We start from the raw sequence: 11,044 nt of genomic DNA, 5'->3' as shown, positions 1-11,044 counted from the left end.
AGCAAGCGCATCCGCTGCTTGAATGCATCAAGGCAAGCCTCCGTCCCAAAGTCGTGCCCGAGCTGGCCAAGCGCGTACACCAACTCGCGCTCACCACGACAGGCTGAGCATGCAGCCGGTTGGATCGCTGCGGATTGTGAGCTATCGACTGACTTGCGCCCATCGGGCACAACGCGCCCTGCATACCTTCCCTCCAATGGTTCTGTGGCGTTCACTCCGATTGACGGGAAAAACTTTGGTTCGGCCAACGCCTCGGTGGCACGGGTTTCGATAAAATCGTTCGATTCATCCATCTTGGTGTTGCTCCAATGGTCGAGGTACGCAATTGCGCCAAGGACATTCAATCGACCCGCCAACAAACGCCGGCAATCCTCGCCCGCTAACTTGTCACATCCAATCGCCGTTTTCAAAAGTGCTTCGCGAATTTGCAAGGGATCGGCCTGGCGCCCGCGCTGCAATTGCCGACTAAGCAATAACCCCGCAACACCTGAAACAATGGCGGTGGCGTAACTTGTGCCATTTTTGGGTATTGAGTTGCCATCAGGCGATACCACAAGAACGTTCTCGCCCGGGGCAAGAATACCCTGCCTTTGATAAGCCGAACCCCAATTGCTCTCCTCCAATGCCTGCCCATGGGAATTCATCGCTCCAACCGTAAGTACTGAAGGCAGAGCCGCGGGAACGTGCAGGCAATCACAGCCATCATTTCCGGCCGCCGCCACTACGAGCACGCGACGTGCCACGCACTCCCGTACTGCCTCAAACAACTCGCGCTCGGCATCAAGATGCGGTACAAGCTGGCCGGCGCTCACATTAATGATCTGTACGCCGGCTGCTAGCGCCACGCGTATGGCATGAGCGAGATCGGCCTGCCGAGCCGAAGGTTGCCCATCCGGCCAACAATCAAAAATGGGAATACTGACGCCGCGACATTCGGGCGAGATACCTTGAACGGAACCATCATGTCGACCAAAAATGACACTTGCCACCTCGGTCCCGTGTGAAATCCCACACGGTTTGTGAACCGAGTCACGCGACCGGAAAATCTGCTCTATTGCAGCGTCAGCCAAACTTGGATTGTGTAGGTCGATCGGCGCATCCAAGACGGCGATGCAAATTCGCCGGTCACCCCTCGTTTCAGCCCAAAGTGCTGGCAGCTCCGACATCACGTAGGACACGAAGGCCCGTTCTCACATGACGGACCACCGTACGTACCGCTGCTACAACAACAAATTTTCGTGGGATCGCAGCAAACAATAGTATCTGATCCTGGGCAGCCGCATGCCTGTTGCCCGGTGGGGCACTGGTGTCCTGAGGGACGGACAGCAGGGGAATAACGTGCCGCGCCGTAAGTTACAGGAGTCGCGTTGCCACTTCTCGCTGCCGGTATTTGCAGAGGGATATTCATTGTCATTAATTCCTAACAGCTAGGGCAACAGGTCGTACAGGACCTTCCATAAAATGCCGTATTGACACTTTGGCCAGTCTCCGTCGTTGAGGAATAAAATTCCTGGCGAGACTTTTGTCGTTGCCGATGGTGTGATGCGGCCGCCATCGTGACGCTGGCTGGCGGCACGGGAAGCTCCTAAAGTGCGAATGGAACTCGGGACCTGCATGGGAATCCGCATCGAGTATTTCTCCTGAGATCAGACTTAATTCCGCGAGCGGAAAACTGACTCGACAGATCGGACGCGTGGCCGCGACCATGCGGAGTTTACCCGTCCCTCGGTCGGTATGCAAAGAGAACAGAATTAAAAAAAGCCAGGGCGTTTGTATACGTTAGCGTTGCGTGAGCGTTTTTACTTGCCTCAAGCCAGCGAATACAATTGGCGGTTGGGATGATTCGTACAAGGTGTACGCTTACCCCCGTCAAAGACAAGCCTTTACGGCAAACGGTCGCCTGATGCCGCACCTTGGAAAAGAGGCTTTTTCCACGTTGGCAAAGGCCGAAGTCGCGATTGATCGCTTTGAACATGCTTGGCAAGAACGCGCTGGTGGAACACCACTAATTCGTGACTATTGCGACGTGGAGATTGAGGCACGTGCGGCCCTGCTTCTGGAGCTGGTTCTTATCGACATTGAGTATCGATTCAAGGCCGGTGAAGCCCCCTCGGTCGACAAGTATCTTACGGATCTGCCGGAACTACAAAGCGACGAGGACGCTCTGGTTCTGTTGATTGCCGCCGTGTCGCGTTGGCGGCAAAGCACGACGCCGCCGAAGGATTCGGCGGAGGATTCGAACTGTGCTGACCGGCAGCCGTCGATTTCCACGCGCACGTCAGATCACAGCAAATTGTCGAACGAGCTTCCGTCGAATCGTGTCGTTGGGACATCGAGTGTTGCGTCCGCCGATGACGGGAAGTCCACCAATGCCTTGCCGGACAAGGAATCAAATGCCGTGGAGCGTCCGCCGCCGCATTCCGGCCCGCCGCAACTAGTCGAGCTTGCTCGATACCGGATTATGGAGCCTTTGGGAGAGGGTGCGTTCGGCAGCGTGTACCGCGCTTTCGACACAGAGCTTGGCCGGTCGGTGGCTGTAAAGATTCCCAGAAGCGGATTCTTCGACTCCTCAGAGGAGCGAGAACGCTTTCTGCGTGAAGCCCGCAGTGCTGCAAGTTTAAGCCATCTAAACATCGTTCCGATTTATGACGTAGGTAGCCGCAACGATATCCCCTTTATCGTCTCGGCACTTGTCAACGGACAAACGCTGGCAAAACGCCTTGGGACTGGCCCGCTGGACGTTCGCGAAGCGGCGGCAATTGTGGCGATCGTCGCCGACGCTCTGCACTATGCGCACGAGCGTCAGGTAGTTCATCGTGATGTGAAGCCGTCGAACATCATGGTCGATGCCGGCGGACGTCCCTTTTTGATGGACTTTGGTCTCGCCAAAAGTGACCGCGGGGATGTCGCCCTGACAATGGAAGGGCAATTGCTGGGAACACCCGCTTACATGAGCCCGGAACAGGCGCTTGGCGAGATCGGGCGTATCGACGCACGCAGCGACACCTATAGCCTGGGGGTCGTGCTTTACGAAATGCTGACTGGCGAACGCCCGTTTCGTGGCAATGTCCGCATGCTGATCGACCAGGTTGTCAACGAAGAGCCGCGATCGCCACTCGCGCTTAATGATCGCATCTCCCGCGATCTCGCGACAATTTGCCTGAAGTGCATGCAAAAGTCGGCCGTGCGTCGCTACCAATCGGCCGCGGAGCTTGCCGCCGATTTAAGGCGGTTTCTGGTTGGAGAGGCAATCCACGCGCGTCCAGTAACTCGATTCGAGCGCAGCTGGCGGTGGGTGCGTCGCAATCCTCGGACCACAGCTCTTCTTGGAACGATTTTAACACTCATGCTGAGCCTGTCGGTCGTATCTATCATTGCCGCGATTCGCATCGATGCCGCGCGAAGGGTCTCCGACGAAAACGTTACTCGAACGACATTGGCCAACGAGAGGGCCCAGCAGGCATTTCAGGAAAGTATCGCACGTCTTGAGCGTCTTTACGTGGCCAACGGCAATGCACTGATTGAAGCTGGTAACCCGGCGAATGCGCTGCCGTGGTTCTCCGCAGCCGTCCGTTCGCAGGACGCGAGCGCGGTGCGGTGGCCAGTTCATCGTGTTCGGATGGCAGCAACGATACGCGCTCTTCCACAGCTGGCCCATCTTTGGATGCATCGCAGCGCCGTCGTGCAAGTCCAACGGAATCCTTCAAGAGAACTTCTTGCGATTGCGTCAACTGAGGGCACAGTTACCCTCCGCGATCTTGAGAAACCGCAGGAGAATCCTCGTGTCCTGCAATGTGGGTCGCCGGTTTCACAATGCGTTTTTACTAACGATGGGATGCGCATCGCAACGCTCAGCTTTGATGGGAACGTAGGAGTCTGGAGTGTGTCTGATTTGGAAGACCGTCCGCAACAGCTTCACCGCTTCGGTACTCCCACTCAAATTTCCGTCAGCCCGGATGCCAAGCTGGTGGCGGCGGCATGTCGCGATGGTATCGCACGGCTATGGGATCCTGAGTCCGGAGGGACGGTGGCTCTGACGCCACGTCATAATGGCAAAGTGAATCAGGTCGCCTTCAATCGAGACGGGACTCTGCTCGCCACAGTCGGCGAGGATGCTTTAGCACGGATTTGGGCAACGGAGACTGGTGACGTCGTCGGCGAAGTTCAGCACGGCGCGCCGGTTAAATGGGTCTGCTTTTCCCCGGACAACAGTTCGCTTGTCACCGTTACCCACGATGGCACGGTACAGGTCTGGGATGTGGCGACTCGTGCAATTCGGCGTGTCCTGCAGCAGGATTGTGGAGTCTCGGCAATCGCCATCTCGGGCTCGAAGAGTTTGATCCTTGGTTGCGTGGACGGGCAACTGCGGGTGTTAGACCTTGAGTCGGATATGCAAAGCCAGTTGCTGAAGGGCCACACTGGACGCATTCTGCACATCTCAGTATCCCCGGACGGAGGACGGTGTGCGACCGGCAGCGACGACAATACTGCCCGCGTATGGAATTTGGAAACAGGCGAGCAAATGTATCCTCCGTTCGTTCACGCTGAGGCAGTGCCCGCTGCGGAACTGATAAACGACGGACAGATGCTTGTCACAGGCTCGTTTGATGGCGCCGTAAAGGTATGGAAACTAGGGACACCTTATCAGTCGGAGATTGTCGTCGCTGGAGTCGAACCGGTCGAAAGTGTGCAATGTTCTCACGATGAACGACTGCTGTTGACGGGTGCTCGCAGCGGCGCGCACCTGTGTTGCCTTGATTCCGGAGATGTAATAACTGTCGCCGAAGGGCGAAAGATACGACAAGCTGATCTGGCCGACCAAGGAGGGCGCGTTGCCGTTACATTCGATGAGGGCGGAAGCGAGATCTGGGACGCATCGTCGAAAACGACTCTCGATTCCTTTCACCTTGACGACGGTCCCATAACGTCGGCAGTGTTTTCATCGAATGCGGAACTGCTGGCTACTTCAACAGCCAAGAATGGTCGCATAAGAGTGTGGAACTTAACATCGAAGACACCTGCTGGCGAGTTTCATCACGGGACGCCCGTCGTCAAGATCGACTTCAGCATAACCGGTGATCAGATTTTTTCTCTGGCAGGTGACGGCTCCATAAAAGTATGGGACGTGTCGTCCGGACTTTTGGGCCTCCAAACCCAAAAGGGCGCAGCTGATCAAAAGTGCTCGCTTTTTTCTCCGGACGGCCGATTGTTCCTGACGTCCAATCGTGAGTCGGTAGCACAGGTCTGGGACGCTTCGAGCGGGGCATTAGTTCGCCAAATTCAGGACCGACCGTTTATCTTGAACGCGGTTTTCAGCCCTGACGGAACGAGGTTGGCGTTGGCTTCCGCCTCGGATGTGGCACGCGTGTGGAGCGTGACAACAGGCTCGCCGGTCACCGGGTTGCTGCGTCATGCGCGCGATGTTACATGTTGCGCTTTTAGTCCCGACGGGCAACTCCTGGCCACTGGGAGCGCCGACAAAAGGGTGCGACTCTGGGACGCCTCCACCGGAGAACCGGTCTGTCCGTACCTGCAGCACACGGACGATGTACTTTTTGTAGGATTCCACGCGGATGGCACGCAGCTTGTAACTGTCAGCACCGATGGGCACGTACGCGTGTGGACTCTCGGCGACAGTCTCACATCTCCGGAACTTCTCGCGCGCCTTGCGAGGTTATACAGTGGCTTCGAGATCGATGAAACTGGATCGCCAACTCCCGTCGCCAAGCTCAAGTTGGAAAAGGACTGGTTGGAACTAGATCGGAATGCCTGTGACCTTCTCTGGCGCAACCAACCGTGACACCGGTGTAAAAGCCCCCGGATGTGGCTACGCTGCCGCCATGCGATCTTTAACCTTGCGGCGCCGACTGTAGGTCGCAAGGGCACCATCATTTCATTTACCGCGTTCCCGAGCTTCTGGTGCACGGTTGGCCTGACGCTTTTGCTTTAGTTCGTCCTGCAAAGATTGGATCCGAAGTGCCTGATCGGCAACGATGCGCCGCAGCCGAACGTTCTCGTCTCTTAGCTCGTGGAGTTGCCCGGCTTCGCCGCGAACCGCGATGGTTTGGCTGGCGCGCCACCGATGCAAGGTTTGCTTGCTGACATGCAGAGCGCTACAGGTCTCCGCAATCGTCCTTCCCGAAGCAATCATCGCCTCAGCATCTCGAAGCTTTCGCGCAATCTGTGCTGGCGAGTGCCGTTGCGTCGTTGTCAATGAACGTCCTTTTCTCTGTCCTCAAGCGTGCGATGCTGCAGCAAAACCGATTTACGCAGTTCAATTGCCCGCATCCAGGAGGCTAAACCTGCGCCAACCATATGGGTCGCGGACAAAAGCCGGTTGGCGGCAGTGACGGTAATGCTCAGTGAGTGGTATTCATGTCCATGATGAAGACGAAGTCTGCCTCATCAACGAGGCTTACGTGAACCAAAAGTCCGTAGAGTCCCTAGTCCTTCGCGCGATTAGGACTGGTTAATCCGAGGGTCAGCAGTGCAATTTCGTTCCTAATAACCCGGACGAGCGTCAACCGTCGAATCGGTCTCGAATCCGGGGACATCAGCCGGCGCGAATCTCGCCGCTTTCCTCGACAACGACGGGATGCCCGTCCAGCAATGTTGGTATACGACTTACGATGTCGGGCGTAAGCTGTCGCACCATAACAACGACGGCTGGTTTGTCATCCTTGCGTCCCTCACCGATTCCAGTAACGCCGGCGATGCTCATGATGCGAGCTTGATGCCTATGGATGACGTCCTCGATCGTCATGCGCAATTCACCTCAGTCAGAGTTCGTCGCCACCGCGGCACTTCGCACCGCGGTGGCGACGTTGGCGATCAAATCACGACCATTGAATCCCCTATAGCACAATCGTAACGCCCAAGGAATGCAACACGGCGGCAATTGGGTTGCAGAAGGTCATGTTGTTGTCCCTGCTACCTGCAAAAAGCAAGCCTACGGGCTGGTTCCGCGGGAACATCGTGACTAGCGATCCTGAGTCACCCGGCTTGCTAAAAGGACCACCAATGCCGCGAACGCGGAATTGGTTTACAAACCGAGCGACGCCACCGAAGGGCGCATATCCAACATCGATCGTAAGGTTGACGACGTCGATAGTTCCGCGGGTATGTTGGGTCGTGCGACCGCTTTTCTGCACTTGCATACCAACCGAGGGGCTTAAAGTACCCGGGCCGATTGGCTGCAGCACCCCACCCAAGCGCAAGAGCCGACGGTCGACAAGCGTTGGTGACGTGCGCGCAATTGCGACGTCGACAAGATTTGTGGCGCCCGGGGTGAAGTTGATTGGAATGTATTGCGCAAGGCGCGCTATAATATCCTGTGGACACACGCCACCATCAAGCCGGCCCGGCTGTGAGATGCCGGTATTCGATGGCGACGTGTTTGCCAACGCCAGAACGTGGTTGTTCGATAGAATAAAGAGCTGCGTCCCGCGGGCTACCAAGCAACCTAAAGTACCCGCCATGACTTGGCTGCAGTTTCCGATCGAGACGCCGCCAGGGGCAGGTCGCCGTCGCGCTGTGAACATGCTCGCGTCGATGTCACCAGACTCTTCAACATCAGTCGAAATACCATTCAGCGTTCTTGGCACCAGTGCCGTGGCGCCAATCTCGCGCTCCGGCCGCTTCTCCTTTACGAGCACTTTGACCACGAGCTGTCCGGTCGCGACGCCGTTCACTGTTTTCTCGCCGATGCCAACGCCAACGACGGTGTTGGGGTCATAGGGCTCGACATCGGATGCTGCCGCCGTCGCTGCGGCAGGGGCTGCCATGAGCCGCTGCTCCAATTCCGCGCGGGCGGCCAGGAGCGAGATTGCCTCATCTTCGCTCGTCGTCAGCCCTCCAAGGCTTTCGATGGCGGATTCCGGTGTGGGCTCGGTGCTGACGTCAAAGGCCTCAAATTCTTCGCCACGGGTCGGGTCAAAGTCGTCAAACGGGCTCATTCGCAGGTTCCTTTCAGTGCTCGCGAGCGCGGTGTGTGCGCGGCTCGCATTGCGATAAGAGTCACCTGCCAAGCGCTCGGGCGCGACAAAGTCGCCGAAATCTGGCGCTCGCAGGCTTACCATGTATCTCGCTGAAAGGTTCGCGGACCCGACAAAGATTTGTTGGGCGTCGCGAAGGTAGCGGAATCCATGTAAGGCGGCGATCGGGGGTGACGATGCTGCCTTCTCATTGAAACGCGCAACGTCGAGGCAAAGGCGATCGTCGCCGTTTCGAGGCAGTCGTCATGCTGGTCGCAGAACTCTTCCATCTCACGGCAACGTCTCATCCCGTTGCGCGAAACGTGTCTAGAAATCAACGACGGCTGCTGAGCGCGCCGGCTGTGCACGTTTGCTTGCTGATGCCGGGTGGCTGCCACGCGTCTAGGGCTGTCCCTCTCGAAGCGACCAAGTCTTCCTCTTCCGGGGTAGCCAACCAATCTCGTTGCGATTGCGTCGCGATGAACGACCCAGCGGCGCATCCAAACAGGAGCTCACTCAAAGACGCTTCTCGGTTCCAAAGAAATTGGAAGCGCCGTTTGATTGCCGCGCTTCCCTGGGGCGACCACGGAGGTTGCAATGAGTGGTCGCCGAGGAAGTGTATTTTCCAGCTCTTGCTTATTTGGGGGGCGCAGCGCCAGCGGGCGTAGAGTCGGTGAGATCGAGCCAATTGGCGTCGCAAGACACAAAGTTGAATATGCCCGAATCCGACCGTAGATCGGGTATTTCCCGCTGGTATCGGTCTTGTCAGAAAACGCCCGATACCATTCTCAGGTTGTGGTTGGGGATCGGGCTTCCCGTCTCGGCCGGCGGCGCCAGACGTCTGCGTGAGGCACTGCCCCGAAGCATGCGACACGTCGCACGCTCTGCCTCACGAGTCGTGACGCGCCGCGTCCTGTAGCTCGCAAATGGTGGTGGCCGGCCACCACAATCGGCGAGATTTGTGCAACGGTCGTCAGCCAGTGGCGCGAGACTCTGTGAGACCGCGGTTGGTGCGACTAGAATGACAGCTTTCCGCCACAACCTTAGGGGCGCGAGCCGCATGGCAATCCCAGACGACTTCATGCCTGCCGCGGAAAACTCGATCGATTCTGGCTCGGTCACGCGCTGGATTACCCAGTTGCGCCTTGGTAATTCGACCGCCGCACAAGAGCTTTGGGAACGGTACTATGCGCGTCTCATAAGACTCGCCCACAAGCGATTGGCTGGAGTGACGTTACGGGCTGTCGATGAGGAGGACGTTGTACAAAGTGCCTTCGCCAGCTTTTGCGGCCGCATCGAAAAAGGTCACTTTCCGAGACTGCACGACCGAGACGATCTGTGGCGTCTCTTAGTCGTCATCACAGCGCGCAAGGCCGTGAGCCAGATCCGTCGTGAAAAGGCACAGAAACGGGGGGGGTTGACTTTGTCCGAGCCAATGAATTCGGAATGGCCCGACCTCGATGCTGTCGTAGGCAACGAACCAAGTCCGGATTTTGCCTTGCAAACTGCTGAGACAATTCGCGACCTGCTCGCATGCCTGCCACTAGACTCGCTCCGTACCCTGGCTCAAACGAAAATGGAGGGGCTGACAAACGAGGAAGTTGCCCGAGAATTGCGTTGTTCGGTCCGCACCGTCGAGCGGAGGCTACAAATGATCCGGGACGTTTGGCAGTCGCATGATCGGGAAGAATAGCGCCGTTCGACGTGTTGGCTGGCATGGGCTCGATAATCCCCTTGCCTTTTTGTGTCGTTCAATAGGTTTTCCGAGGATGGGATCGCGCGGCGTTTTACGGGTCTCAGTATGATCGTGCTGACTGCCGCGACATCATGGCTGTGTTGAGGGATGCATCGGTATCGCTTACCTGCCGTGCGAAAACGGGGCACAACGGCACAGCCGAGCATGCTGTGAAAGAACCAGCGGCGACGTTCGACATCGCCGCTGGTTCTCAGTCGACGCGTTAAACACTGTCCTTGTTAGTGCACTGTGAAGGTGAAGGCACTACGCTCTAGGACCGTCCCAACGCCAAACCCGGGGAGTTGGAACAGGAAAACGTTCCCCAGGTAGGAGCTTTTGTCAATGCCGCTCGGCGCCGCGATCTGGAACTGCAACACTTTGCTCTCGCCGGGATGCAGCGTCAAACCAAACGCTGCTGGCTGGGTCAGCCGAGGGAAACGTGTGTCGACAGTCGCCAGGGCTAGCCCTGGGTCGGCGACGGCGTTGGCGGGCCCGGCGAACACGTGGGCGTACACGTCGTAACTGGTTGTCGCGCCGGAGTTGTAAATTCCCACCGTAAGATCGACATTTCCGCCGGGCGTCGTGGTATTCCAAGCCATAAAGGTGATGACCGGGCCCGTCGGTGAAGCGGCCAGCTTGACAGTTAATTCCGCTTCCGAGAGCGATTTGAAGTATTTGCCTGCTTGCTTCGCCGCGTCCGCCTCTTTGCTGATTAGATCCTTCACCTTGCTGACATGTACATCGAAAGCTTTGGCTGGCGCGACCGTGCCTTTATCTTGCGCAGAGACCCTTGCCGCTGACGACAAAACAACCAGCATCACTCCGAGGCACGCCGGCAGCGTTCTAAGATAGCTACATGGCAAATGACAATGAAAAGTCGACATTTTAACCCTCCTTTGAAGTTCGCAAAACGAAAGTTCCCAAATGGCCAAAGTCTGGAACAGATGGCAGCGGATCCTTTGAATGACCCGCGCAACTGCCTCAACCAGATAATCGCCAAATCGCCGAAATACCCGTCACGCGGCTTTCCCGCTTGGGTGTGCCGATGACCTTCAATCAATACGCCATCGCGCCGCGATGTGCGCCGAGACATTCGCAATGGGCTCGCCCAATGGCGTAGCGCGCTGCGGCCCAGGAGGGGATATCGCCCTACATGCTGATCAGTTACCCAATGAGCTGCTGCAATGGAGACAAAGGTAGCGTCCGTCAAGTTGCGCACAATTGATTTTGGGTAGTGGCTGGAACTGGGTTGGTTCTCGTTGGTTTTCTTTTGCCTTTATTCCCCCTAGGGGGAATAAAAAGTTCGCCAGTTTACGCGATCGCTACTTCATCCGTG

General features: G+C 57.1%; 7 protein-coding genes. 2 read left to right on the top strand and 5 right to left on the bottom strand.

Going from position 1 to position 11,044, the window contains the following annotated elements:
* On the bottom strand, positions 1–1,178 hold a 1,178-nt coding region (locus tag VGN12_05540), incomplete at its 3' end, for a S8 family serine peptidase (protein HEY4308896.1).
* A gap of 611 nt (positions 1,179–1,789) precedes the next feature.
* On the opposite strand from VGN12_05540, the gene VGN12_05535 reads away from it, so the two are divergent.
* The gene (locus VGN12_05535; GenBank protein ID HEY4308895.1) at positions 1,790–5,800 is read left to right on the top strand and encodes a protein kinase; all 4,011 of its coding nucleotides are present in this window, start codon (positions 1,790–1,792) and stop codon (positions 5,798–5,800) included.
* Between the two features lie 93 nt (positions 5,801–5,893).
* Here the strand turns inward: VGN12_05535 and VGN12_05530 are convergent, their stop codons facing one another.
* The 3 genes from VGN12_05530 to VGN12_05520 form a co-directional block, all read right to left on the bottom strand.
* Positions 5,894–6,214, bottom strand: coding sequence for a transposase (locus tag VGN12_05530; protein ID HEY4308894.1), 321 nt, complete (start codon positions 6,212–6,214; stop codon positions 5,894–5,896).
* A 339-nt stretch (positions 6,215–6,553) separates the two neighbouring features.
* Positions 6,554–6,763 (bottom strand): hypothetical protein, encoded by a 210-nt coding sequence (locus VGN12_05525; GenBank protein HEY4308893.1) that lies wholly within the window; start codon positions 6,761–6,763, stop codon positions 6,554–6,556.
* 91 nt (positions 6,764–6,854) lie between these two features.
* Positions 6,855–7,955, bottom strand: coding sequence for a hypothetical protein (locus tag VGN12_05520; GenBank protein ID HEY4308892.1), 1,101 nt, complete (start codon positions 7,953–7,955; stop codon positions 6,855–6,857).
* A gap of 1,078 nt (positions 7,956–9,033) precedes the next feature.
* Between VGN12_05520 and VGN12_05515 the strand changes: the two genes are divergently transcribed.
* The gene (locus VGN12_05515; protein ID HEY4308891.1) at positions 9,034–9,666 is read left to right on the top strand and encodes a sigma-70 family RNA polymerase sigma factor; all 633 of its coding nucleotides are present in this window, start codon (positions 9,034–9,036) and stop codon (positions 9,664–9,666) included.
* A gap of 281 nt (positions 9,667–9,947) precedes the next feature.
* Here the strand turns inward: VGN12_05515 and VGN12_05510 are convergent, their stop codons facing one another.
* Positions 9,948–10,592 (bottom strand): hypothetical protein, encoded by a 645-nt coding sequence (locus VGN12_05510; protein ID HEY4308890.1) that lies wholly within the window; start codon positions 10,590–10,592, stop codon positions 9,948–9,950.
* Between the last annotated feature and the right edge of the window lie 452 nt (positions 10,593–11,044).

The organism is Pirellulales bacterium (assembly GCA_036499395.1).
GTDB lineage: Bacteria > Planctomycetota > Planctomycetia > Pirellulales > JACPPG01 > JACPPG01.
This window is presented reverse-complemented; position numbering and strand designations above follow the sequence as displayed.

Coding starts and splice junctions, on each gene's coding strand:
- VGN12_05525 (HEY4308893.1), bottom strand. CDS start 6,763: ATGACGATCGAGGACGTCATCCATAGGCATCAAGCTCGCATCATGAGC.
- VGN12_05510 (HEY4308890.1), bottom strand. CDS start 10,592: ATGTCGACTTTTCATTGTCATTTGCCATGTAGCTATCTTAGAACGCTG.
- VGN12_05515 (HEY4308891.1), top strand. CDS start 9,034: ATGGCAATCCCAGACGACTTCATGCCTGCCGCGGAAAACTCGATCGAT.
- VGN12_05520 (HEY4308892.1), bottom strand. CDS start 7,955: ATGAGCCCGTTTGACGACTTTGACCCGACCCGTGGCGAAGAATTTGAG.